The organism is Stenotrophomonas sp. Steno-Z2, assembly GCF_056393235.1.
Genome location: NZ_JBWJOY010000002.1, coordinates 900,831 through 924,600, shown reverse-complemented (window position 1 = coordinate 924,600; position 23,770 = coordinate 900,831). Strand labels below are relative to the sequence as shown.

At 68.1% G+C, this 23,770-nt stretch carries 26 protein-coding genes; 21 read left to right on the top strand and 5 right to left on the bottom strand.

Annotated elements, in window-relative coordinates; genetic code table 11:
• Positions 1–11: 11 nt before the first annotated feature.
• From rplF to AC06FP_RS09270, 14 genes are all read left to right on the top strand, one after another.
• Entirely contained in the window at positions 12–539 is a 528-nt protein-coding gene (gene rplF / locus AC06FP_RS09335; protein WP_433853787.1) for a 50S ribosomal protein L6, read from the top strand.
• Positions 540–572: 33 nt separating this feature from the next.
• Entirely contained in the window at positions 573–926 is a 354-nt protein-coding gene (gene rplR, locus AC06FP_RS09330) for a 50S ribosomal protein L18 (protein WP_054663339.1), read from the top strand.
• 159 nt (positions 927–1,085) lie between these two features.
• A complete protein-coding gene (rpsE, locus tag AC06FP_RS09325) occupies positions 1,086–1,628 on the top strand; it encodes a 30S ribosomal protein S5 (RefSeq protein WP_055767513.1) in 543 nt (180 codons plus the stop codon).
• The gene (rpmD, locus tag AC06FP_RS09320) at positions 1,621–1,812 is read left to right on the top strand and encodes a 50S ribosomal protein L30 (protein ID WP_005408214.1); all 192 of its coding nucleotides are present in this window, start codon (positions 1,621–1,623) and stop codon (positions 1,810–1,812) included. Before rpsE ends, rpmD begins: the two co-directional genes overlap by 8 nt.
• A gap of 6 nt (positions 1,813–1,818) precedes the next feature.
• On the top strand, positions 1,819–2,262 hold the full coding sequence (rplO, locus tag AC06FP_RS09315; RefSeq protein ID WP_456118290.1) for a 50S ribosomal protein L15: 444 nt from the start codon (positions 1,819–1,821) through the stop codon (positions 2,260–2,262).
• A 7-nt stretch (positions 2,263–2,269) separates the two neighbouring features.
• Positions 2,270–3,625 (top strand): preprotein translocase subunit SecY, encoded by a 1,356-nt coding sequence (secY, locus tag AC06FP_RS09310; RefSeq protein WP_456118291.1) that lies wholly within the window; start codon positions 2,270–2,272, stop codon positions 3,623–3,625.
• 349 nt (positions 3,626–3,974) lie between these two features.
• Positions 3,975–4,331: a 30S ribosomal protein S13 gene (rpsM, locus tag AC06FP_RS09305; protein WP_054663350.1), complete on the top strand. Its 357-nt coding sequence runs from the start codon at positions 3,975–3,977 to the stop codon at positions 4,329–4,331.
• Between the two features lie 12 nt (positions 4,332–4,343).
• Positions 4,344–4,736, top strand: coding sequence for a 30S ribosomal protein S11 (gene rpsK / locus AC06FP_RS09300; protein WP_054663352.1), 393 nt, complete (start codon positions 4,344–4,346; stop codon positions 4,734–4,736).
• A 14-nt stretch (positions 4,737–4,750) separates the two neighbouring features.
• Positions 4,751–5,380, top strand: a complete 630-nt coding sequence (rpsD, locus tag AC06FP_RS09295; protein WP_054663355.1) for a 30S ribosomal protein S4 — start codon at positions 4,751–4,753, stop codon at positions 5,378–5,380.
• Between the two features lie 55 nt (positions 5,381–5,435).
• Entirely contained in the window at positions 5,436–6,434 is a 999-nt protein-coding gene (locus AC06FP_RS09290; RefSeq protein WP_104938143.1) for a DNA-directed RNA polymerase subunit alpha, read from the top strand.
• Positions 6,435–6,627: 193 nt separating this feature from the next.
• The gene (rplQ, locus tag AC06FP_RS09285; RefSeq protein WP_456118292.1) at positions 6,628–7,014 is read left to right on the top strand and encodes a 50S ribosomal protein L17; all 387 of its coding nucleotides are present in this window, start codon (positions 6,628–6,630) and stop codon (positions 7,012–7,014) included.
• 290 nt (positions 7,015–7,304) lie between these two features.
• A complete protein-coding gene (locus AC06FP_RS09280; protein ID WP_456118293.1) occupies positions 7,305–7,820 on the top strand; it encodes a disulfide bond formation protein B in 516 nt (171 codons plus the stop codon).
• A 46-nt stretch (positions 7,821–7,866) separates the two neighbouring features.
• Positions 7,867–9,246 carry a class II 3-deoxy-7-phosphoheptulonate synthase gene (locus tag AC06FP_RS09275; protein WP_456118294.1) on the top strand — a complete coding sequence of 460 codons (1,380 nt, stop codon included), beginning with the start codon at positions 7,867–7,869 and terminating at the stop codon, positions 9,244–9,246.
• A 189-nt stretch (positions 9,247–9,435) separates the two neighbouring features.
• A complete protein-coding gene (locus AC06FP_RS09270) occupies positions 9,436–10,548 on the top strand; it encodes a mechanosensitive ion channel family protein (RefSeq protein ID WP_478075284.1) in 1,113 nt (370 codons plus the stop codon).
• Positions 10,549–10,560: 12 nt separating this feature from the next.
• Here AC06FP_RS09270 and AC06FP_RS09265 read toward each other — a convergent pair whose 3' ends face one another.
• The 3 genes from AC06FP_RS09265 to typA all read right to left on the bottom strand — a co-directional run bounded on the left by AC06FP_RS09265 (position 10,561) and on the right by typA (position 14,605).
• Positions 10,561–12,159, bottom strand: a complete 1,599-nt coding sequence (locus AC06FP_RS09265; RefSeq protein ID WP_478075283.1) for an amidase — start codon at positions 12,157–12,159, stop codon at positions 10,561–10,563.
• Positions 12,160–12,287: 128 nt separating this feature from the next.
• Positions 12,288–12,770, bottom strand: a complete 483-nt coding sequence (locus AC06FP_RS09260; protein WP_456118297.1) for a DUF2127 domain-containing protein — start codon at positions 12,768–12,770, stop codon at positions 12,288–12,290.
• 5 nt (positions 12,771–12,775) lie between these two features.
• Positions 12,776–14,605 carry a translational GTPase TypA gene (gene typA / locus AC06FP_RS09255; protein ID WP_456118298.1) on the bottom strand — a complete coding sequence of 610 codons (1,830 nt, stop codon included), beginning with the start codon at positions 14,603–14,605 and terminating at the stop codon, positions 12,776–12,778.
• A 208-nt stretch (positions 14,606–14,813) separates the two neighbouring features.
• Here typA and AC06FP_RS09250 point away from each other — a divergent pair, with 208 nt between their 5' ends.
• The 6 genes from AC06FP_RS09250 (at position 14,814) to AC06FP_RS09225 (ending at position 20,874) form a co-directional block, all read left to right on the top strand.
• On the top strand, positions 14,814–15,308 hold the full coding sequence (locus AC06FP_RS09250; protein WP_456118299.1) for a peptidylprolyl isomerase: 495 nt from the start codon (positions 14,814–14,816) through the stop codon (positions 15,306–15,308).
• Positions 15,309–15,429: 121 nt separating this feature from the next.
• Complete coding sequence (locus AC06FP_RS09245; protein ID WP_456118300.1) at positions 15,430–16,413, top strand: malate dehydrogenase; 984 nt, start codon at positions 15,430–15,432, stop codon at positions 16,411–16,413.
• A gap of 101 nt (positions 16,414–16,514) precedes the next feature.
• Positions 16,515–17,138: an RluA family pseudouridine synthase gene (locus AC06FP_RS09240; RefSeq protein ID WP_478075282.1), complete on the top strand. Its 624-nt coding sequence runs from the start codon at positions 16,515–16,517 to the stop codon at positions 17,136–17,138.
• A gap of 80 nt (positions 17,139–17,218) precedes the next feature.
• Positions 17,219–19,114 (top strand): propionate--CoA ligase, encoded by a 1,896-nt coding sequence (gene prpE, locus AC06FP_RS09235; protein WP_478075281.1) that lies wholly within the window; start codon positions 17,219–17,221, stop codon positions 19,112–19,114.
• 122 nt (positions 19,115–19,236) lie between these two features.
• A complete protein-coding gene (locus AC06FP_RS09230; protein WP_478075280.1) occupies positions 19,237–19,716 on the top strand; it encodes a hypothetical protein in 480 nt (159 codons plus the stop codon).
• A gap of 102 nt (positions 19,717–19,818) precedes the next feature.
• Positions 19,819–20,874 (top strand): suppressor of fused domain protein, encoded by a 1,056-nt coding sequence (locus AC06FP_RS09225; RefSeq protein WP_478075279.1) that lies wholly within the window; start codon positions 19,819–19,821, stop codon positions 20,872–20,874.
• 19 nt (positions 20,875–20,893) lie between these two features.
• Here AC06FP_RS09225 and AC06FP_RS09220 read toward each other — a convergent pair whose 3' ends face one another.
• Both AC06FP_RS09220 and AC06FP_RS09215 read right to left on the bottom strand, forming a co-directional pair.
• Positions 20,894–22,378: a sensor histidine kinase gene (locus AC06FP_RS09220; RefSeq protein ID WP_478075278.1), complete on the bottom strand. Its 1,485-nt coding sequence runs from the start codon at positions 22,376–22,378 to the stop codon at positions 20,894–20,896.
• A complete protein-coding gene (locus tag AC06FP_RS09215) occupies positions 22,375–23,094 on the bottom strand; it encodes a response regulator transcription factor (protein ID WP_478075277.1) in 720 nt (239 codons plus the stop codon). Before AC06FP_RS09215 ends, AC06FP_RS09220 begins: the two co-directional genes overlap by 4 nt.
• Before the next feature lie 144 nt (positions 23,095–23,238).
• Here AC06FP_RS09215 and msrB point away from each other — a divergent pair, with 144 nt between their 5' ends.
• A complete protein-coding gene (gene msrB / locus AC06FP_RS09210; protein ID WP_478075276.1) occupies positions 23,239–23,742 on the top strand; it encodes a peptide-methionine (R)-S-oxide reductase MsrB in 504 nt (167 codons plus the stop codon).
• Positions 23,743–23,770: the final 28 nt, after the last annotated feature.

Genomic DNA, 23,770 nt, shown 5'->3' with positions numbered 1-23,770 from the left:
AGGAGTAGAACATGTCCCGCGTAGCCAAGAAGCCGATCAACCTGCCCAAGGGCGTTGAACTGAACATCCAGCCGGAATCCGTGAGCGTGAAGGGCCCGAAGGGCACCCTGTCGCTGAACAAGGCCGCTGGCGTTGAAATCACCATCGACAACGGCGTTGCCACGCTGAACCCGAAGGACCCGTCCTTCGATGCGCTCACCGGCACCGTCCGCGCGATCCTGGCCAACATGGTCAAGGGCGTGTCCGAAGGCTTCGAGAAGAAGCTGGAGCTGGTGGGCGTGGGTTACCGCGCCGCCATGCAGGGCAAGGACCTGAACCTGTCGCTGGGCTTCTCGCACCCCGTCGTGTTCGTGGCGCCGGAAGGCATCACCCTGGCCACCCCGACGCAGACGGAAATCGTCGTGCAGGGCGCGGACAAGCAGGTGGTCGGTGAAGTCGCCGCCAAGATCCGTGGCTACCGCCCGCCGGAGCCCTACAAGGGCAAGGGTGTGAAGTACGCCGGTGAGAACATCATTCGCAAGGAAGCCAAGAAGGCCTAATTCCTAGGTTTTCAGCTTTCGAGGATAAAGATCATGAACAAGAACATCGCTCGCCTGCGCCGCGCCAAGTCGACCCGTTCGCACATCCGCACCCTGGGCGTGCCGCGCCTGTCGGTGCTGCGCACCGGCCAGCACCTGTACGCGCAGGTCTTTACTGCCGACGGCTCGAAGGTGCTGGCTGCCGCCAACACCACCCAGGCCGACGTCAAGGACGGCCTGAAGAACGGCAAGAACGCCGACGCCGCCGCCAAGGTGGGCCGCATCGTTGCCGAGCGCGCCAAGGCCGCCGGCGTCGAGAAGGTCGCCTTCGACCGTTCGGGCTACCGCTACCACGGCCGCATCAAGGCCCTGGCGGACGCCGCGCGCGAGGCCGGCCTGCAGTTCTAAGGCACAAGGGCAGGGGGCTTCGGCTTCCTGCCCGCCTGCTCGCCGGCCTGAGTGAGGCCGGACGGCGCCGCTCTTCTGCAGCGGCCCACCGGAACGACGCGTCACTTCACAACCATAAGCGGCCCCGAGCCGTACATACCCAACAACCAAGGAATCAACATGGCAGAAGAGCGTCAGCAGCGGGGTCGCGATCGCGACCGTAACCGCGAAGAGAAGATCGACGACGGCATGATCGAAAAGCTGGTCGCGGTCAACCGCGTCAGCAAGACCGTCAAGGGCGGTCGTCAGTTCACCTTCACCGCCCTGACCGTGGTCGGCGACGGCGAAGGCAAGGTCGGTTTCGGCTATGGCAAGGCGCGCGAAGTGCCGGTCGCCATCCAGAAGTCGATGGAACAGGCCCGCAAGAACCTGGTCAGCGTGGACCTGCACAACGGCACCTTGTGGCACACCGTCAAGGACGGCCACGGCGCGGCCCGCGTGTTCATGCAGCCGGCTTCGGAAGGTACCGGCGTGATCGCCGGCGGCGCCATGCGTGCCGTGCTGGAAGCGGTGGGCGTGAAGAACGTGCTGGCCAAGGCCACCGGTTCGCGCAACCCGATCAACCTGGTGCGCGCCACCGTGAAGGGCCTGGCGGGCATGCAGTCGCCGGCGCGCATCGCGGCCAAGCGCGGCAAGAAGGTGGAGGAACTCAACCATGGCTAATGAGTCCAACAAGACCGTGAAGGTGCGCCTGGTGCGCGGCCTGCGTGGAACCCAGTCGCGTCACCGCCTGTCGGTGCGTGCCCTGGGCCTGAACAAGCTCAACGATGTGCGTGAACTGAAGGACAGCCCGCAGGTCCGCGGCCTGATCAACAAGGTTCAGTACCTCGTCCAGGTTGAGGAGTAATCGACCATGACTCTGCGTCTCAATGAACTGAGCCCGGCACCGGGCGCCCGCACCGAGCGCACCCGCGTCGGCCGCGGCATCGGCTCCGGCCTGGGCAAGACCGCCGGCCGCGGTCACAAGGGTTCGTTCGCCCGCAAGGGCGGCGGCAAGATCAAGGCTGGCTTCGAAGGCGGCCAGACCCCGATGCAGCGCCGTCTGCCGAAGATCGGTTTCCGTTCCAAGACGGCCAAGGACACCGCCGAAGTGCTGTCCTACCACCTGGATCGCCTGGAAGCCGGCGAGATCGACTTCGCGGCCCTGCGCGCGGCGAAGCTGGTCCCGACGACGGCCAAGAAGGCCAAGATCGTCCTGAAGGGCGAGCTGACCAAGGCGTTCACCCTGAAGGGTGTGGCGGCTACCGCCGGCGCCAAGGCTGCGATCGAAGCTGCCGGCGGCAGCGTACAGGAGTAACTGAAACATGGCGCAAGCTGGCATCGGTAACCTCGCGGGCGGAATGGGCAAGTTCACTGAACTTCGCCAGCGTCTTCTGTTCGTAGTCGGGGCATTGCTCGTCTACCGCATCGGCTGCTACGTGCCGGTGCCGGGCGTCAATCCCGATGCCATGCTTGCGCTGATGCAGGCGCAGGGCGGCGGTATCGTGGACATGTTCAACATGTTCTCGGGCGGCGCCCTGCACCGTTTCAGCATCTTCGCGTTGAACGTGATGCCGTACATCTCGGCATCGATCGTGATGCAGCTGGCCGTGCACATCTTCCCCGCGCTCAAGGCGATGCAGAAGGAAGGCGAGTCCGGCCGCCGCAAGATCACCCAGTATTCGCGCATCGGCGCGGTGCTGCTGGCCATCGTGCAGGGCGGTTCGATCGCCTTGGCGCTGCAGAACCAGCTGTCGCCGGGCGGTGCGCCGGTCGTCTATGCGCCGGGCATGGGCTTCGTGCTCACCGCCGTGGTCGCGCTGACCGCCGGTACCATCTTCCTGATGTGGGTCGGCGAGCAGGTGACCGAGCGCGGCATCGGCAACGGCGTGTCGCTGATCATCTTCGCCGGCATCGTCGCCGGCCTGCCGGCCGCGGTCATCCATACGCTGGAGGCCTACCGCGACGGCAACATGAGCTTCATCTCGCTGCTGCTGATCGTCATCGTGGTGCTGGCGTTCACCTACTTCGTGGTGTTCGTCGAGCGCGGCCAGCGCCGCATCACGGTCAATTACGCCCGCCGCCAGGGTGGCCGTAATGCCTACATGAACCAGACCTCGTTCCTGCCGCTGAAGCTGAACATGGCGGGCGTGATTCCGGCGATCTTCGCTTCCAGCATCCTGGCCTTCCCGGCCACGCTGGCGATGTGGTCCGGCCAGGCCAGCTCGGCTACCTGGCTGCAGAAGGTGGCCAACGCGCTGGGTCCGGGCGAGCCGCTGCACATGATCGTGTTCGCCGCGCTGATCACCGGTTTCGCGTTCTTCTATACCGCGCTGGTGTTCAACTCGCAGGAAACCGCCGACAACCTGAAGAAGTCGGGCGCGCTGATCCCCGGCATCCGTCCGGGCAAGGCCACGGCCGAGTACATCGACGCCGTGCTGACCCGCCTGACGGCCGCCGGCTCGCTGTACCTGGTGATCGTCTGCCTGCTGCCGGAACTGATGCGCACGCAGCTGAACGCCTCGTTCTACTTCGGCGGCACCTCGCTGCTGATCGTGGTGGTGGTGGTGATGGACTTCATCGCGCAGGTGCAGGCGCACCTGATGTCGCACCAGTACGAAAGCCTGCTGAAGAAGGCGAACCTGAAGGGCGGCAACCGCGGCGGTTTTGCGCGCGGCTGATTCCCCCGCTATACTTTCCGCTTCATAGCGCGAAGCGCCGCCCCGGCTCCCGGGGCAGGCCTTCAAGACAGAAGGGCGGCCCCCGCAGCGGTCTCGGGTGGGGGTGTGATGTGGTTGTTCCGCGCGGGAGTAGCGCGGGCGGCTCGGAGAGGAATCTCCCTGCCAGGCACATCCGGCGCCGGAGCATGGGCACACTCCCCACGCCGGGTCCATGGAACCTTGTGTTCCACGGACTTCCAAGCAAACCGGGACCTTGTTAGAATCGCTAGTTCACTTTTTTGATCCATCCTGCCGGAATGGCGCGCCACGCGGTGCGCATTCGGCCATCACTCAGCTGGAGAACCGCGTCATGGCGCGTATTGCAGGCGTCAACCTGCCAGCCCAGAAGCACGTCTGGGTCGGGTTGCAAAGCATTTACGGCATCGGCCGTACCCGCTCGAAGAAGGTCTGCGAAGCCGCAGGCGTTACTTCGACCACCAAGATCCGCGACCTGTCGGAGCCGGAAATCGACCGTCTGCGCCTTGAAGTGGGCAAGTACATCGTCGAAGGCGACCTGCGTCGTGAAGTCGGCATCGCCATCAAGCGCCTGATGGACCTGGGCTGCTACCGCGGCTTGCGTCACCGTCGCGGCCTGCCGCTGCGTGGTCAGCGCACCAAGACCAATGCCCGCACCCGCAAGGGTCCGCGCAAGGCGCTTAAGAAGTAAGGGACCTAGAAAATGGCTAAGCCCGCTGCTGCTAAGACCAAGAAGAAGATCAAGCGCGTCATCACCGACGGCGTCGCCCACGTCCACGCTTCTTTCAACAACACCATCGTGACCATCACCGACCGCCAGGGCAATGCACTGTCCTGGGCGACCTCCGGTGGTGCCGGCTTCCGCGGTTCGCGCAAGTCGACTCCGTTCGCCGCGCAGGTCGCCGCCGAAAAGGCTGGCAAGGCCGCGCTGGACTACGGCGTGAAGTCGCTGGAAGTCCGCATCAAGGGCCCGGGTCCGGGCCGTGAGTCGGCCGTGCGTTCGCTGAACAACGTCGGCTACAAGATCACCAACATCATCGACGTGACGCCCATCCCGCACAACGGGTGCCGTCCGCCGAAGAAGCGTCGCGTCTAAAGGAGCGATAAGAAATGGCTCGTTATATCGGTCCTACCTGTAAGCTCGCCCGTCGCGAAGGCGCCGACCTGTCGCTGAAGAGCCCGGCCCGCGCGCTGGACTCCAAGTGCAAGCTGGAGCAGAAGCCCGGCCAGCACGGCGCCACCGCCCGCAAGGGCAAGCTGTCCGACTACGCCACCCAGCTGCGCGAGAAGCAGAAGGTCAAGCGCATCTACGGCCTGCTGGAGCGCCAGTTCCGCAACTACTACAAGAAGGCCTCGACCAAGAAGGGCAACACCGGCGAGAACCTGCTGCAGCTGCTGGAAACCCGCCTGGACAACGTCGTCTACCGCATGGGCTTCGCCGTGACCCGCCCGGCCGCGCGCCAGCTGGTCTCGCACCGCGGCGTCACCGTGAACGGCAAGTCGGTCAACCTGGCCTCGTACCAGGTCAAGGCCGGCGACGCGATCGCCCTGTCGGAAAAGGCTGCCAAGCAGCTGCGCGTGCAGGAAGCCCTGACCATCGCCGAACAGCATGACCTGAGCCCGTCGTGGGTCGAAGTCGATTCGAAGAAGTTCAGCGGCGTGTTCAAGGCCGTGCCGGATCGCGCCGACCTGCCGGCGGACATCAACGAAGCGCTGATCGTCGAGCTGTACTCGAAGTAATTCACATTGGAGAGCCCCCGGCGACGGCCGGGGGTTCACTAGGAGAACCCGCAACATGACGGTTACCGCCAACCAGGTTCTGCGTCCCCGCGGTCCGCAGATCGAACGCCTTACCGACACCCGCGCCAAGGTCGTTATCGAGCCCTTGGAGCGGGGTTACGGGCATACGCTGGGCAATGCCCTGCGTCGCGTGCTGCTGTCGTCCATCCCGGGCTTCGCCATCACGGAAGTCGAGATCGACGGCGTGCTGCATGAATACACCACGGTCGAAGGGCTGCAGGAGGACGTGCTCGAAGTCCTGCTCAACCTGAAGGACGTGGCCATCCGCATGCATTCCGGCGACAGCGCCACCATTTCCCTGTCCAAGCAGGGTCCGGGTGTGGTGACTGCCGCCGACATCAAGGTCGACCACAACGTCGAAGTCCTCAACGGCGAGCAGGTCATCTGCAACCTGACCAAGGACACGGCGATCAACATGCGCCTGAAGGTCGAGCGTGGCTTCGGCTACCAGCCGGCGGCTTCGCGTCGTCGTCCGGACGAAGAAACCCGCGCCATCGGCCGCCTGGTCCTGGACGCCTCGTTCTCGCCGGTCCGCCGCGTCGCCTATGCCGTGGAAGCGGCCCGCGTCGAACAGCGCACCGACCTGGACAAGCTGGTCATCGACATCGAAACCAACGGCACGATCGATGCCGAGGAAGCCGTGCGCACCGCCGCCGACATCCTCAGCGACCAGCTGTCGGTGTTCGGTGACTTCACCCACCGTGACCGCGGTGCGGCCAAGCCGGCCAACAACGGCGTGGATCCGGTGCTGCTGCGCCCGATCGACGACCTGGAGCTGACCGTGCGTTCGGCCAACTGCCTGAAGGCCGAGAGCATCTACTACATCGGCGATCTGATCCAGAAGACCGAAGTCGAACTGCTCAAGACCCCGAACCTCGGCAAGAAGTCGCTGACCGAGATCAAGGAAGTGCTGGCCCAGCGTGGCCTGTCGCTCGGCATGAAGCTGGAGAACTGGCCGCCGGCCGGAGTCTCCGCGCACGGCATGCTGGGTTGATGACAGCACCTGTTCCCCCGCATGGGCGACCATGCGGGGGAATGTCGTAGGCAACACCCGCGCCGACGGCTTCAAAGCCGCGGCGCCGGTCGTCCACGGAAAGGGCGGCCAGGACCATCCGCAGTCCACAGCAGCAACGCCAGGATGGCGACAACGAAGTCCAACGAACCATCATTGACCAAGGAATAGACCCATGCGCCACCAGAAGTCGGGCCGCAAGTTCAACCGCACCAGCGCCCACCGCGAAGCGATGTTCAAGAACATGGCCGCCTCGCTGTTCAAGCACGAGCTGATCAAGACCACCCTGCCGAAGGCCAAGGAACTGCGCCGCGTCGCCGAGCCGCTGATCACCCTGGCCAAGGTCGACTCCGTCGCCAACCGCCGCCTGGCCTTCGCCCGCCTGCGTGACAAGGAAGCCGTCGGCAACCTGTTCACCGTGCTGGGCCCGCGCTACGCCACCCGTCCGGGCGGCTATCTGCGCCTGCTGAAGTGCGGTTTCCGCGCCGGCGACAACGCGCCGATGGCCTACGTCGAGCTGGTGGACCGCCCGGCCGCCGTCGCCGAGGAAGTGGCCGAGTAATCGCGCCTTCCGCAGCACGCAGGTGCGAAACGAAAAGCCCGGCCCTTGGCCGGGCTTTTTGCTTCTGGGTGATCGGTCTCGGGGCAATGCTTCAAGGCTGGGGGATTTCCCGGTTGCGGGCGCTGTGCGGTGGCGCGTGAGCAAGGGCCGGTGGTGGATCAGGGTGGCTCCCCGCAGCAAGGCGCAGGACGGACGCGGCGTGCGCTCATGCAGGATCGTCATGCCGGGCGATGCTGTCCTGCAGCTGCCGGCCTGTTACGCTTGCCGGATCATTGATCGGGAATGACACGATGAATCCTTTGCGGTGGAGTTTCCGCGCGCAGTGCCTGCTGGGCTTGCTGGCCTGCGCCGGCCTTCTGGCGTTCGCCATCTGGATGCAGCTGAAGATGGGGCTGGAGCCTTGCCCGCTGTGCATTTTCCAGCGCATCGCCTTCGCCGCGCTGGGCCTGGTGTTCCTGCTGGGCGCGCTGCATGGGCCGTCGTCGCGTGGCGGTCGTGGTTTCTACGGCGTGCTGGCGTTCATCGCCGCGGCCGTGGGCGCAGGCATCGCCGGGCGGCACGTCTACGTACAGCTGCTGCCGAAGGACCTGGGCAGCAGCTGTGGCCCGCCGTTGGGCTTCCTCAGCGAGACCATGGGGCCGTTCGAGGTGTTCCGCACGGTGCTCACCGGCACCGGCGACTGCGGCAACATCGACTGGACGTTCCTTGGCCTGAGCATGCCGATGTGGAGCCTGGTGTGGTTCGTGCTGCTCGGCGGCTGGGCACTGTATGCCGGCCTGCGCGCGCGCAGGACGCGCCTGTTCTGATTCCCCTTTCCCTGCTGTTTCCCTCAAGCACCACAACGGTAATCGCATGAACCTGTCCCCGTCCTTGTCCCCGGCCGCTTCCGCATCACCGTGGGCGCCGGACAGCTGGCGAGGGCGACCGGCGCTGCAGATGCCGACCTATCCCGATCCGCAGGCGCTGGAAGCCGCGCTGGCGCAGCTGCGCCAGCTGCCGCCGCTGGTGACGTCCTGGGAGATCCTCGCGCTCAGGCAGCAGCTGGCCGAGGCGCAGGAGGGCAGGCGCTTCCTGCTGCAGGGCGGCGACTGCGCGGAGAATTTCGCCGACTGCGAATCCGGCACGATTTCCAACCGGCTCAAGGTGCTGCTGCAGATGAGCCTGGTGCTGGTGCACGGCCTGCGCAAGCCGGTGATACGGGTAGGGCGCTTTGCCGGGCAGTACGCCAAGCCGCGTTCGGCCGACACCGAGACCCGCGACGGCGTGACCCTGCCCAGCTACCGCGGCGACGTGATCAACGCGCCGGAGTTCACCGAAGCCGCGCGCGTGCCCGATCCGCAGCGCATGATCGTCGCGCATTCGCGTTCGGCGCTGACGATGAACTTCGTGCGCGCGCTGATCGATGGCGGTTTCGCCGACCTGCACCATCCCGAGTACTGGAACCTGAGCTGGATGGGCTGTTCGCCGCTGGCGGCGGAATACCAGGAAATGGTCGGTGCCATCGGCGATGCGGTGCGTTTCATGGAAACGCTGTCCGGCGCGCAGGTGCACAACCTCAACCGGGTCGATTTCTACACCTCGCACGAGGCGCTGCTGCTGCCCTACGAGCAGGCGCTGACCCGGCAGGTGCCGCGCCAGCACGGCTGGTTCAACCTGAGCACGCATTACCCGTGGATCGGCATGCGCACCGCCGCGCTGGACGGCGCGCACGTGGAGTACCTGCGCGGCGTGCGCAACCCGATCGCGATCAAGGTGGGCCCGTCGGTGCAGCCGGACCAGCTGCTGCGCCTGATCGACGTGCTCAATCCCGACGACGAGCCGGGCCGGCTGAGCTTCATCCATCGCATGGGCGCGGCGCAGATCGCGGAGAAGCTGCCGCCGCTGCTGGACGCGGTGAAGCGCGACGGCCGGCGCGTGCTGTGGGTATGCGACGCCATGCACGGCAATACCGAAAGCACCCGCAACGGCTACAAGACCCGCCGCTTCGACAATATCCGCAGCGAGGTGGAGCTGTCCTTTGATCTGCACGCGGCCGCCGGTACGCGCCTGGGTGGCGTGCACCTGGAACTGACCGGCGAGGATGTCACCGAATGCACCGGCGGCGCGCGCGAACTCACCGAGCTGGATCTGGAACGGGCCTACCGTTCGACCGTGGATCCACGCCTGAACTACGAGCAGTCGCTGGAGATCGCGATGGCGATCGTGCGCAAGCAGCAGGCGCCGGCGGCCTGACGTACGGGCGCCGGCGGCCTGACGTACGGGCAGGCTTGCCGGGTGGGCGGCGCGCAGAACGAAGGCGCGTCCGCAGGGCGGCAGGTGATCGCGGCGGGAAGCGGCACGCCCGCGGCATGACATCGCGCTCATGCCGCCTGGCGCATCATGCGCGGCACATCCTTTCGTTTCCCTGGAGGATACGCATCGATGGCCGACTGGACCGTCACCCGCGCCTATGCATTGCCGTTGGGGGCGGCGATTCTCGCCGGCTTCGTCGTCTGGATGCTGATGCTGTGGCTGTTCCGGCGTACCCAGGGGCGTGACTACCGCCGCGCGCGCATCGTGCGCGTGGTGAGCCTGCCACTGGCGTTCTTCCTGCCGCTGCTGTTCCTGGAGATGGCGCTGGGCGCGACTCCGCTGCAGGGGCGGGCGCTGCAGGCCACGCAGCAGCTGCTGCATGTCGGCGTGGTGGCGTGCCTGACCTGGCTGCTGGTGCGCGCGGTCGCCGCGGGCGAGCGCGCGATCCTGCGCAGCCACCCGATCGAAGTGGCCGACAACCTTGCCGCACGCCGCATCCAGACCCAGGCCAGGGTGCTGAGCCGGGTGCTGATGGGCGCGATCGTGCTGTGCGGCGTGGCCGTGGTGCTGTTGACCTTTCCGCAGGTACGGCAGGTCGGCAAGACCCTGCTGGCCTCGGCGGGCATCGTCGGCCTGGTGGCCGGCATCGCCGCCAGGCCGGTGTTCGGCAACCTGATTGCCGGGCTGCAGATCGCGCTGACCCAGCCGATCCGGCTGGACGACGTGGTGATCGTGGAAGGCGAATGGGGCCGGATCGAGGAGATCGGCAGTTCGTACGTGGTGGTGCGGATCTGGGACGAGCGGCGCATGGTGGTGCCGTTGTCCTGGTTCATCGAGAACCCGTTCCAGAACTGGACCCGGCGCAGCGCCGATCTGCTGGGAACCGCGTTCCTGTGGCTGGACTACCGGACGCCGGTCGCGGCGGTGCGCGCCGAACTGGAGCGGATCTGCCGCGGCACGCCGCTATGGGACGGGCGGGTCTGCGTGACGCAGGTGACCGAGACGAGCGAACACGCCATCCAGGTGCGGCTGCTGGTGAGCGCACGCAGTTCCGGCGATGCCTTCGACCTGCGCTGCATCGTGCGCGAGCGCATGATCGAGTTCCTGGCGCGGGAGCATCCCCATGCCCTGCCGCGGCTGCGCGCGGAGATCGGGCGCCAGGCCAACGCGCCGCGCCCGTTGCGGGACAGTGGCACGGAGGACGTGCGTTCGCCAGGCGCCGAAGACGGCGCGCCGGCGTAGCCGCCGCTGGCGTCAGTGGCCCTGCGTCGTGTCGGCGAACACTGGCGGCCTGCGCGCCCGCGTCAGCTGTTCGTAGGCGTGGCCCAGCTCCAGCAGGCGTGGTTCGCTCCAGGCGGTGCCCATGAACAGCAGGCCCAGCGGCAGGCCATCGGCGTGGCCCATGGGCACGCTCAGGCTGGGGTAGCCGGCCACCGCGGCGGCGCCGTAGCTGCCGCCGGGATAGGCGTCGCCCTGGCCGGGCGTGGTGCGCCAGGCCGCGCCGGTGGTGGGGGCGATCAAGGCATCCAGCCGGTCGGCGCGCAGGGTGGCATCGATGCCCTCTGGGCCGGCCAGGCGGCGGGCATTGCCGCGCGCGGCAATGTAGGCCGGATCGTTGAGCGAGCCGGCCTGTTCGGCCTGCAGCAGCAGCTCCTGGCCGAAGTAGTGCAGTTCCTGCGTGGCATGGGCCTCGTTGAAGGCGATCAGCGCGCCCAGCGAATCCACCGGCGTGCGCCATTGCCGGAAATAGCGGTTCAGCCCGCTCTTGAATTCGTACAGCAGGACCGTGTGCTCGTCTTTTTCCCAGCCGTCCTCGTTGGGCAGGGTGGTCTCGATGACGGTGGCGCCGGCGCCGCGCAGGGTCGCCACCGCCTGGTCCAGGAGCGGCTTGATCTCGGCGCGTTCGGCGAGCGCGTTGCGCAGCACGCCGATGCGCGCGCCGCGCAGCGCGTCCGGGCGCAGGCGCGCGCCGTAGTCGTAGACGGCGCGTCCGGGCATCGCCGCGGTGGCGGGATCGGATTCGTCGCGTCCGGCGATCGCCGCGAGCAGCAGGGCGGCATCGGCGACGCTGCGCGTCATCGGTCCGGCCGTGTCCTGGCTGAAGGAAATGGGGATGATGCCGTCGCGGCTGACCAGGCCCACGGTCGGCTTGAGCCCGACGATGCCGTTGACCGCCGCCGGGCAGACGATGCTGCCATCGGTCTCGGTGCCGATGGCGGCCACGGCCAGGTTGGCGGCGACGGCCACGGCACTGCCGGAGCTGGACCCGCAGGGGTTGTGGTCGAGCGCGTACGGATTGCGGGTCTGGCCGCCCACCGCGCTCCAGCCCGAGGTCGAACCGGTGGAGCGGAAGTTGGCCCATTCGCTCAGGTTGGTCTTGCCCAGGATCACCGCCCCGGCCTGGCGCAGGCGCTGCACCAGGAAGGCGTCGCGCTGCGGGCGGAAGGCCTTCAGCGCCAGCGAACCGGCGGTGTTGTGCATGGGCGTGGCGCCGATGTTGTCCTTGAGCAGGATCGGCATGCCGTGCAGCGGGCCGCGGACGCGGCCGGCACGGCGTTCGGCGTCGCGCTGCGCGGCCTCGCGGCGCGCGGCGGGGTTGATCTCGATCACCGAGCGCAGCGCAGGGCCGGCGCGGTCCAGCAGGGCGATGCGGCGCAGGTAGGCGTCGGTGAGCGTGACGCTGTCGAGTTCGCCGGCGGTCATCCGCGCCTGCAGTTCGGCGATGCCCGCTTCCTGGTAGGGGAACGGCGGTTCGCTGGCGGGGCCGGGGCTGGACGTGCGCTGGCAGGCGCCGCACAGCATGGCCGCCAGCATCGGCAGGAGCAGTCGGGAATACGTCGGGATGGGCCGCATGCCGCGCAGGCTATCGGGCCGGACCGGCCTTGGCAAACCGTTGTAGCGCTGCGGCGGGGTTGGGCGCGAACCGGAATCGGACCCGCCGTGGGAGCGTGCGCGTCCAGCCAGTGCCCGGCGGACGCTCGTCAGTGCGTGGCAGGCGGGCGGCGTTTGCCGATGTCCCGGCCCAGCACCCAGACCACGAGCAGGTTCACGGCCAGCAGCAGCCACGAGGCCCAGCCGGGATGGCGGACGATGGCGTAGACATCCAGCGGCAGGTACAGCGCCGCGGAGATGCAGCCCAGCCACGAAGCCCAGGCCCTGGCGCGCCACAGGCCCCAGGCTTCCAGCGAGCGCAGCAGGCCATAGGCGACCAGGGCGATGGCGCCGACATGCACGGTGTCGGGCGTGATCATGTCCAGCAGCGTGGAGAACGAGCCGTGCTCGGGATCGGCGCCAACGCGGCGGATCAGCGTATTGACGATGGTGCGCAGGGGAGCGGGCCCGGAAATCTCCAGGCCCGCGGCGGCGAGGAAGGCCAGCACGGCCTTGACCGCTTCCAGCAGGGCGATGGCGGCAAGTCCCGGATGCGCGTGCGGATCCGGGTTGTAGGGCTTGCGCGCGGTCAAGTCGATCAGCCGGCGCGGGACGCGCGCTTGCGCTCGTTCTCGGTCAGGTGCTTCTTGCGCAGGCGGATTTCCTTCGGCGTGACTTCCACCAGCTCGTCGTCCTCGATGAAGTCCAGCGCCTGCTCCAGCGAGAACTTCAGCGCCGGGGTCAGCTTGATCGCGTCGTCCTTGCCCGAAGCGCGCATGTTGGTCAGCGGCTTGGTCTTGATCGCGTTGACGGTCAGGTCGTTGTCCTTGGAGTGGATGCCGATCAGCTGGCCTTCGTACACCTGGTCGCCTTCGGCGGCGAACAGGCGGCCGCGCTCTTCCAGCGGGCCCAGCGCGTAGGCCGGGGTCGGGCCGGGGGCGTTGGCGATCATCACGCCGTTCAGGCGCTTGGCGATGGCGCCCTGTTCCTTCGGGCCGTAATGGTCGAACACGTGGAACAGCAGGCCCGAGCCCTGGGTCAGGGTCTTGAACTCGTTCTGGAAGCCGATCAGGCCACGCGCCGGGATCTTGAAGTCCAGGCGCACGCGGCCCTTGCCGTCCGGCTCCATGTTCTCCAGCAGCGCCTTGCGGGTGCCCAGCTTCTCCATCACGCCGCCCTGGTGCTGCTCCTCGATGTCGATCACCAGCTGTTCGATCGGCTCCATCATCTGGCCGTCGATTTCCTTGATGATCACTTCCGGGCGCGACACGGCCAGCTCATAGCCTTCGCGGCGCATGGTCTCGATCAGCACCGACAGGTGCAGCTCGCCGCGGCCGGAAACGAGGAACTTGTCGGCGTCCTCCAACTGCTCGACCTTCAGCGCCACGTTGTGCACGGTCTCGCGCTCCAGGCGCTCCTTGAGCTGGCGGCTGGTCAGGAACTTGCCGCCGGACAGGTCCTTGTTGCCGGCGAACGGCGAGTTGTTGACCTGGAAGGTCATGGAGATGGTCGGCTCGTCCACGGTCAGCGGCGGCAGCGCCTCGGGGGCCTCCAGCGCGCACACGGTGTCGGAGATGGTCAGTTCCTGGATGCCGGAGATGGCCACGATGTCACCGGCCTGGGCCTCTTCGACCTCGATGCGTTCCAGGCCCATGAAGCCCAGCACCTGCAGCACCTTGCCCTGGCGCTTGTTGCCCTCGCGGTCGATGACGATGACCGGCTGGTTCTTGCGGACCTTGCCGCGCTGGATGCGGCCGATGCCGATCACGCCGACGAAGTTGTTGTAGTCCAGCTGGCTGATGCGCATCTGGAACGGACCTTCGGCCTCGACTTCCGGTGCCGGCACGTACTTCATGATCGCTTCGTACAGCGGGGTCATGTCGCCGTCGCGCACGGTGTCTTCCATGCCGGCATAGCCGTTCAGGCCCGAGGCGTAGACGATCGGGAAGTCCAGCTGCTCGTTGGTGGCGCCGAGCTTGTCGAACAGGTCGAACACCTGGTCGATCACCCAGTCCGGGCGCGCGCCGGGGCGGTCCACCTTGTTGACCACGACGATCGGCTTGAAGCCCATCGCGAAGGCCTTCTGGGTGACGAAGCGGGTCTGCGGCATCGGGCCGTCCATCGCATCGACCAGCAGCAGCACCGAATCCACCATCGACAGCACGCGCTCCACCTCGCCGCCGAAGTCGGCGTGCCCGGGGGTGTCGACGATGTTGATGCGGTTGCCGCGCCAGTTGATGGCGGTGTTCTTGGCCAGGATGGTGATGCCGCGTTCCTTTTCCTGGTCGTTGCTGTCCATCACGCGCTCTGCCAGCACCGTGCGCTCGGACAGGGTGCCAGACTGCTTCAGCAACTGGTCGACGAGGGTGGTCTTGCCATGGTCGACGTGGGCGACGATGGCGATGTTGCGAAGGTTTTCGATGGACATGCGAAAGACGGCCAGCCGGTGCCGTGAATGGGGAAAAGAAGTCCAACATTATACGGGCATGCGGCCGATCCGCGAAAAGGGGCGGTGACGGGCCCCGGGGCGGGCATTCAGCCGGGGGCGGGCGCGGTGAGGGCGGGGGAGGCCGGCCGCCGGGGGCGGGTGTATCCTATGCGGTCTGCGATAGACGTCTTCTCCCACAAGGATTCCCATGTCCCTGACCGCCCATTTCGACACCTCCCGCGGCCCGATCACGGTCGAGCTGTTCGCCGACAAGGCGCCGCTGACCGTGGCCAATTTCGTCAACCTGGCCAGGCGCGGGTTCTACGACGGCCTGAATTTCCACCGCGTGATCGCCGATTTCATGATCCAGGGCGGCTGCCCGGAAGGTTCCGGCCGCGGCGGCCCGGGCTACCGCTTCGAGGACGAGACCAGCAACGGCGTGCGCCACGAGCGCGGCGTGCTGTCCATGGCCAATGCCGGCCCGAACACCAACGGCAGCCAGTTCTTCATCACCCACATCAAGACCGACTGGCTGGACGGCAAGCACACCGTGTTCGGCAAGGTCACCGAAGGCCTGGACGTGGTTGATGCGATCAAGCAGGGCGACCTGATCAACCGGATCACCATCGAGGGCGATGCCGACGCCGTGCTGGCCGCCAAGGCCGACCGCGTGGCCGAGTGGAACAAGGTCCTCGCCGCCTGATCCTGCCGACGGCCACCCGCACAGGTGGCCGTTTCCGGTATTGCGCACCCATTCCGGCCCGCCTCCGCGACCGCGAAGTCCGGGCCAACCCGATGACACCTTCTTAGCAGAGGAAACCCCCATGAAAGCTCCCGTACGTGTCGCCGTGACCGGCGCTGCCGGCAATATCGGCTACGCCCTGCTGTTCCGCATCGCTTCCGGCGAAATGCTGGGCAAGGACCAGCCGGTCATCCTGCAGTTGCTCGAGATCGACAACGAAAAGGCCCAGGCCGCGCTGAAGGGCGTGGTCATGGAGCTGGAAGACTGCGCGTTCCCGCTGCTGGCCGGCGTGGTGACCACCGCCGACCCGCTGGTGGCGTTCAAGGACGTCGACGTGGCCCTGCTGGTCGGCGCGCGTCCGCGCGGCCCGGGCATGGAGCGCAAGGACCTGCTGCTGGAGAACGCCAAGATCTTCACCGTGCAAGGCAAGGCGCTGAACGCCGTGGCCAAGCGCGACGTGAAGGTGCTGGTGGTCGGCAACCCGGCCAATACCAATGCCTACATCGCCATGAAGTCGGCGCCGGACCTGGACCCGAAGAACTTCACCGCCATGCTGCGCCTGGACCACAACCGCGCCCTCAGCCAGCTGTCGGCCAAGACCGGCAAGGCCGTGGACAGCTTCGAGAAGTTCACCGTGTGGGGCAACCACAGCCCGACCATGTACCCGGACTACCGCTTCGCCACCACCGGCGGCGCCTCGGTGGCCGAGCTGATCAACGACCAGGAATGGAACGCCAATACCTTCATCCCGACCGTCGGCAAGCGCGGCGCGGCCATCATCGCCGCCCGTGGCCTGTCCTCGGCCGCGTCGGCCGCCAATGCCGCCATCGACCACGTGCATGACTGGGTGCTGGGCAGCAACGGCAAGTGGGTGACGATGGGCGTGCCGTCCGACGGCTCCTACGGCATTCCGGAAGGCGTGGTGTTCGGCTTCCCGGTGATCACCGAGAACGGCAGGTACACCATCGTCAAGGACCTGCCGATCGACGACTTCTCCAGGAAGTACATCGACATCACCCTGGCCGAGCTGGAAGAAGAGCGCGCCGGCGTGGCCGACCTGCTGTAACCGCAGCGGTCCGATGCACGACGAACGGGGAAGCTCAGGCTTCCCCGTTCTGTTTTGACATCGCCTGCGCGGACGCTGCACCAACCGTTCCCGATCGCCGCATGTATTCCGACATCGCGCTGCACCACATCGACGAGGCCCTGCTGGTGGCGGAAAAGCCGGCCGGCCTGCTGTCCGTGCCCGGGCGACTGCCGGAAAACCAGGACTGCCTGGTATCGCGCCTGCAGGCGGTCTATCCGGACGCACTGACCGTGCACCGCCTGGACCAGGTGACCTCCGGGCTGATGCTCTACGCGCGCGGCAGGCAGATGCAAGTGGCGTTGTCGGCGCAGTTCGAACAGCGCCGTGTCGGCAAGCGCTATGAAGCCGTGGTCGAAGGCATGCTTGCGGATGACGCCGGCGAGATCGACCTGCCCTTGATCTGCGACTGGCCGAACCGGCCGAAGCAGAAGGTGGACCCCGTGCATGGCAAGCCGGCATTGACGCGCTGGCGGGTGCTGGCGCGGGATGTGGCGACCCGCCGCACGCGGGTCGAACTGGAACCGGTGACCGGGCGCAGCCACCAGCTGCGGTTGCACATGGCCAGCCTCGGCCATCCCATCGCCGGCGACGTGCTGTATGGCGCCACGCCGGCCGCGCGCGTGCACCTGCATGCGTGCCGCCTGGCGTTCGCGCATCCGCTGACCGGTGAAGCGCTGGCGTTCGCTTCGCCCTGTCCGTTCTAGCGGCTGCGGCTTTCGTCGTACGACCATCGTCGCAGGGAGCGGCGTCCGCCCCGGGACTATGCTCGAAGCGGACCAGGCAGGTGCCGGAGGACGTCGTGCAGTACGAGCAGATCCATCGCCGTTCCATCGAGGAGCCCGAGGCGTTCTGGGCCGAAGAAGCCAGGGCCATCCACTGGCATCGCCCGCCGCAGCAGATCCTGGACTACTCCCACCCGCCGTTCCGGCGCTGGTTCGTCGGCGGCCTGACCAACCTCTGCTACAACGCCGTCGACCGCCACCTGCAGGAGCGGCCCGACCAGCTGGCGCTGGTGGTCGTTTCCACCGAGACCGGCACCACCCGGGAGTTCACCTACCGCCAGCTGCACCGCGAAGTAAACGCCTTCGCCGCGGTGCTCAAGGCGCTGGACGTGGGCCGTGGCGACCGCGTGGTGATCTACATGCCGAACATGGCCGAGGCGGTGTTCGCCATGCTGGCCTGCGCGCGCATCGGCGCGGTGCATTCGGTGGTGTTCGGCGGTTTCGCCGCGCACAACCTGGCGCTGCGCATCGACGATGCCCGGCCGAAGCTGCTGATCGCGGCGGACGCGGGCATGCGCGGCGGCAGGGTGATCCCGTACAAGCCCATGGTCGACGCGGCATGCGCCGAGGCCGCCAGTCCGCCGCCGAAGGTACTGATCGTCTCGCGCGGGCTGGATGCGGCGCTGCCGAAGGTGCCGGGCCGCGACGAGGATTACGCCGCGCTGCGCGCGCAGGTGGACGAGGCTGACGTGCCGGTGGAATGGCTGGAATCCAACGAACCCAGCTACCTGCTCTATACCTCGGGCACCACCGGCAAGCCGAAGGGCGTGCAGCGCGACGTCGGCGGCTACGCCGTGGCGATGGCGCAGTCGATGCGCACGGTGTTCGACTGCGCGCCGGGGCAGGTGATGTTCTCCACTTCCGACGTCGGCTGGGCGGTGGGCCATTCCTACAACGTGTACGGGCCGCTGATCGGCGGCTGCACGTCGCTGCTGTACGAAGGGCTGCCGACCCATCCCGACCCCGGCATCTGGTGGGCGCTGTGCGAGCAGTACGGCGTGCGCACGATGTTCTCATCGCCCACGGCGATCCGCGTGCTGAAGAAGCACGACGTGGACTTCATCCACCGCCACGACCTGTCCGGGCTGAAGTACCTGTTCCTGGCCGGCGAGCCGCTGGACGAACCCACCGCGCAGTGGATCAGCGACGCGCTGCGCAAGCCGGTGATCGACAACTACTGGCAGACCGAGACCGGTTGGCCGGCGCTGACGCTGCTGCCGGGCCTGGACATGAAGCCGGTGAAGTTCGGTTCGCCGGGTTTTCCCAACCTCGGCTACCGGATGAAGGTGATCGACGAGCAGACCGGCGCGGAAGTCGCGCCGGGGCAGAAGGGCGTGCTGGTGATCCAGCCGCCGCTGCCGCCGGGTTGCATGAGCACCGTCTGGAACGACGATGCACGCTTCCTCGGCAGCTATTTCAGCCATTTCGACGAACTGCTGTACAGCTCGCTGGACTGGGCCATCCGCGACGCGGACGGCTACACCTTCATCCTCGGCCGCACCGACGACGTGATCAACGTGGCCGGGCACCGGCTGGGCACGCGCGAGATCGAGGAGGCCATCAGCAGCCACCCGCGCGTGGCCGAGGCGGCGGTGATCGGCGTGCACGACGAACTGAAGGGGCAGGTGCCGCTGGTGTTCGTCACCCTCAGGCAGGCGGCCGCTGCGGATGAGCTGGCGGCGCTGTCGGCGGAAATGACGCAGCGGGTCACCGCTTCGCTGGGGGCGGTGGCGCGCCCGGCCCACGTCCACGTGGTCGGTGCGCTTCCCAAGACGCGTTCGGGTAAGCTGCTGCGGCGTTCGCTGCAGGCTCTGGCGGAGCGGCGCGACCCGGGCGACCTGTCGACGCTGGACGACCCGGGCGCACTCGAGGAAATCCGTCGCGCGCTGGGGACATAGCGCGGGCCGCTGATGCGGCGATCGCAGGGGGCGATGCGCGTGCAGGCAGGAAGGACGGGGCGGGGGCCCCGGATGCCGGTCGCGCGCATCGTGGTTGCGATGCACAAAATGCGGGAGGGGGAATGGCATTGATCCATGCCAAGACGGCGGCTGGCCGTCGCGAGATCGAGGACCGCGGCCTGCGCCTGGCGCCGGCGCTGCGTTCGGTATTGCTGCTGGTGGACGGGCAGCGCGACAGCCACGAGCTGCAGCAGATGGCGCAGGGGCTGCGGGCGCCGGCGGACGTGCTGGAACAGCTGCTGGCGCTGGGGCTGATCGAGGCGGTGGGCGGCAGCGTCGAGCGCGCGCCGGAGGTCCCGGTCACCACGCAGCTGGGCGACGATCCGCTGCGCTGCCAGCAGCTGCGCGACTGGATGGCCGAGTCGGTGCGCAGGCATCTCGGGCTGAAAGGCTATCTGATCCAGCTCAGGATCGAGCGCAGCCGCAATGCGGTGGGGCTGGAACAGCTGTGGCCGGAAGTGGCGGCCGCCCTGGGCAAGGCCAAGAGCCCGGCCTTTGCCAACCGCTGGCTGGAAGAAACCCGGGCGTTGGTACTGGGGTGACGCCTGCGGCGGCGGTCGGGACGCGCGGCGCTCCCGCGCGGACCTGACCGCCTGCCGATGGCCGGCCCTATCATGCGGCCACTTACCCAGGGAGCTCCCGGCATGGATCGACAGGACGGCGAAGACACCGGCACCGCCGGATGGGATGCCATCAACGCGGCGTTGCGCGCGTTGTACCCGGGGCAGGAGCCCAGGCACTACGGCACGCCGGTATCGCACACGCTGGGTGGCGACGCTCCGCTGGACGGCATCAGCGTGTACTGGAACGAATCGCCGCGCCCGCATTGGCACTACGTCACCTACGGCTTCTCCGAGCTGTACGGCAAGCAGAGCGACGATCCGCAGGAAAGCGGCTTCGGTTTCGAGTTGACCTTCCGCCTCGCCACCGGCGATGGCCGCGATGGCGGGGTCCCCACGTGGCCGCTGAACCTGCTGCAGAACGTGGCGCGCTACGTGTTCGGCAGCGGCAACGTGTTCGAGGCCGGACACCACCTCGATGCCAATGGCCCGATCGCGCTGGACGTCGACACGCAGCTGCGCCACCTGGCCTTCGTCGCCGATCCGCGGCTGCCGGCGATCGGCACCCCCAACGGGCGCGTGGCGTTCCTGCAGATGGTGGGCGTGACCGACGATGAGATGGCGGCGATCCGGCGCTGGTCGACGCTGGGCGTCATGGCCACGCTCGAACCTGCGATGCCGTCGTGGGTCACCGTGCTGGAGCGCGCTTCGCTGCTGGGCGATCCTGCGCTGGCCGCGCAGGTGGAGGCGGGGAGCCGGCGCGAGGGGTCCGGCACCGGCATGCTGTTCGTGGACACGCTGGACTGGTCCGCCGACGGTACGTGCATCACCCTGGTATTCGGCGCCGCGCAGGTGGAAAGCGTGCTCGAACTGCTGCCGCTGCGCCTGCCGCACGACAGGCCGCTGGTGGTGCTGGGCCGGGAGCGGCAATGGCGCTTCGAGCCGGGCGTGGCGGACGACCTGCAGCTGGACGAGGACAGCGCGCGCTGCGTGCTGTCCGACGCCACGCTCGCGGCGATGCTGGGCACCGTCCGTGCCGAGCGTGGCGTCTACGCGCTGCCGGGCGCAAGGCTGCAGGTGGAAGTGGTGCCGACGCAGCTGCGCGACGGCCGCGGCAACGTGATCCGCGAGATCGGCTGAGCGGTCCGGCCGCCCGCCGTCATCCGGCGGCGGGCCTGCGGCCTGCGGCCGCCAGCGAAAAGACGAACACCGCGCCGGCATCGCTGGCGGCCAGTTCGATCCTGCGCTGGTGCAACTGCAGGATGCGATGCACGATCAACAGGCCGAGGCCGCCGCTGTCCGGGCGCCGGCTGTCGAGCGCGGACGGCGCGCTGAACAGCTGCGTGCGCCGCTCCGGGGCGATGCCCGGGCCGGTATCGGCGATGCGGACCTCGACATCGTCGCCGGCGGCGCGCAGCGTCACCGTGATGCGGCCGCCTTCGGGCGTATGGCGTATGGCGTTGTCGAGCAGGTTGGTCAGCACGCGTTCGACCAGGCCGAGGTCGGCCAGCACGGCGGGCAGGCCCGGCGGGATGTCCGCGGCCAGCGACTGCCGCCTCGCCCGTGCGGCCAGTTCGAATTTCTGGAACACGTCCTGCACCAGGTCCGGCAACGAGAACGCCTGCGGCTCCAGCACCACGCCGCCATGTTCCAGCCGCGCCAGTTCGAACAGCGCCTGCGCCAGGCCGCCGACCTTGCTGCTCTGCGCCAGCGCGATGGATAGGTAGCGTTGGCGTTCGCCGGCGTCGAGCGTGGCGTCCTTCAGCGCCAGCGTTTCCAGGTAGCCGTGCAGCGACGACAGCGGCGTGCGCAGGTCGTGGGAAATATTGGCGACCAGGTCGCGGCGCTGCTGGTCCTGCAGGCGCAGCTGCCGCCACTGCTCGCCGATGCGCTGCGCCATGTGCGCGAAGCTGTGCTGCAGGATGGCCAGTTCGTCGCGTTCGCCCGGCCGCAGCGGCGCCGGCGGCACCGGCAGCGTGGGCACGGCGGCGTCGACGTCGAAGGCCTGGATGTCGTGGGTCAGCCGGCGCAGCGGCCGCGTGACCCAGCGGAAGGCGACGATGCCGGCGAGCAGGCCGATGGCCGCCACGATGGCCAGCGACCACAGCGTGGTGCGCAGGCTGGCGCTGGCGGCGATGTCCGCTGCCAGCGCCTCGCGCTGCTCGCCGGCCAGCACCACGTAGATGTAACCGACCTGGCGGCCCTGCACGCGCAGCGGCGCGGCGTTGAAGATCTTGCGTCCTTTGTCGCTGCGCGGGTCGTCGCCGAGGATGGGCAAGGGCGCGCCGGCCAGCAGCGCCCGCACCGGCGCCAGGTCGACGCGGTCGCGCCGGAGGTGCCCGTCCGGCGCGTCGTGGCCGAGGATGCGGCCCTGGTCGTCGAGCAGGTAGACCTCGACGCTGGGGTTGACCGCCATCAGCTTGCCGAACAGCGCGCGCACCTCGCCGTCGCGCAGGCCGCGCGCGTCCATCAGCTCGCCGCTGCGCGCGATGTGCTCGGCCAGCCCGCGCGACAGGCGCTGCACGGTTTCCTGCTCGTGCATGCGCGTGCTGCGCATCTGCATCCACGCCAGCGCGCCGCAGCACACCAGCAGCAGCGCGCAGAACACCAGCGCCAGCCGCTGCGAGAGCGTCAGCCGGTTCATGCCCCGCTCCCGGGGCCGCCGGCCAGCTTGTAGCCGCGCCCCCACACGGTGAGGATGCGCCGCGGCACCGCGGGGTCGCGCTCGATCTTGTTGCGCAGGCGGTTGATGTGGGTGTTGACGGTGTGCTCGTAGCCGTCGTGGCGGTGGCCCCAGACCTGGTTGAGCAGGTCCATGCGCGAATACACCTGGTCCGGATGGCGGGCGAAGAAATACAGCAGGTCGAATTCGCGTGGCGTCAGTTCCAGCGCAGCGCCGTCGACCTGGGCGGTGCGCGCGACTGGATCGATGCGGAGGCCGGCCACCTCGACCGCGCCGGCGTCGATACGCGCGTTCTGCGCCATCGCCTCGGCCCGGCGCAGCAGCGCCTTGACCCGTGCGACCAGTTCCAGCATCGAGAACGGTTTGGCCAGGTAGTCGTCCGCGCCCAGCTCCAGGCCGAGGATGCGATGCACCTCGCTGGCGCGCGCGCTGGTGATGATGATGGGCGTGTAGCGCGTCATCGCGCGCGCACGCCGGCAGATCTCCAGGCCATCGACGCCGGGCAGCATCAGGTCCAGCACCAAGGCGCTCCAGGTGTCGTTTTCGAGCAGGCGCAGGCCCTCGTCGCCGGTGGCCGCGTGGGTCACGTCATAGCCTTCGTCGCGCAGGTGCATGCGCAGCAGGTGGGCGATGTGCGCGTCGTCCTCGACGATCAGCACATGTCTGGCGCGGTTCATCGGCACGTCGGGCCTGCTGGGAGGTGGCATCCATTGTCGGCCGAACCCGGCGTCGATGTGTCACGGAAAATTTAACTCCGCGTGAGGATTCGTTGATCGCCGCGGGCGCAGCATGGCCGTGTCGTTCCTGCCTGGAGACCGCCCATGTCCCTCACCCGACGCAAGCTGCTGGGCATCGGCGGCACGGTGGCCGCGGCCGGCCTGTTCGGCGTGGGCGCCTGCAGCCGGGCCGCCCCGGTGCCGCCGGCCAGCCGCGGCAACTTCGAGATCATGCGCAGCGACGCCCAGTGGCGCCGGCAGCTGACCCCGGCGCAGTACGCGGTGCTGCGCGGGCAGGGCACCGAGCGCGCCTTCAGCAGTCCGCTCGACGGCGAGCACCGGCGCGGCACCTTCCACTGCGCCGGCTGCGCGCTGGCGCTGTTCTCCTCGGCCACCAAGTTCGACAGCGGCACCGGCTGGCCCAGTTTCTGGGCGCCGCTGCACGGCGCGGTCGGCGAGGACCGCGACACCACCTTCGGCATGTTGCGGGTGGAGGTGCACTGCCGGCGCTGCGGCGGCCACCTCGGCCACGTGTTCGACGACGGGCCACGCCCGACCGGGCTGCGCTACTGCATGAACGGCGTGGCCATGACCTTCGCAGCGGCCTGAGCGCCGCATCCCCGATTCCACAAAGGAC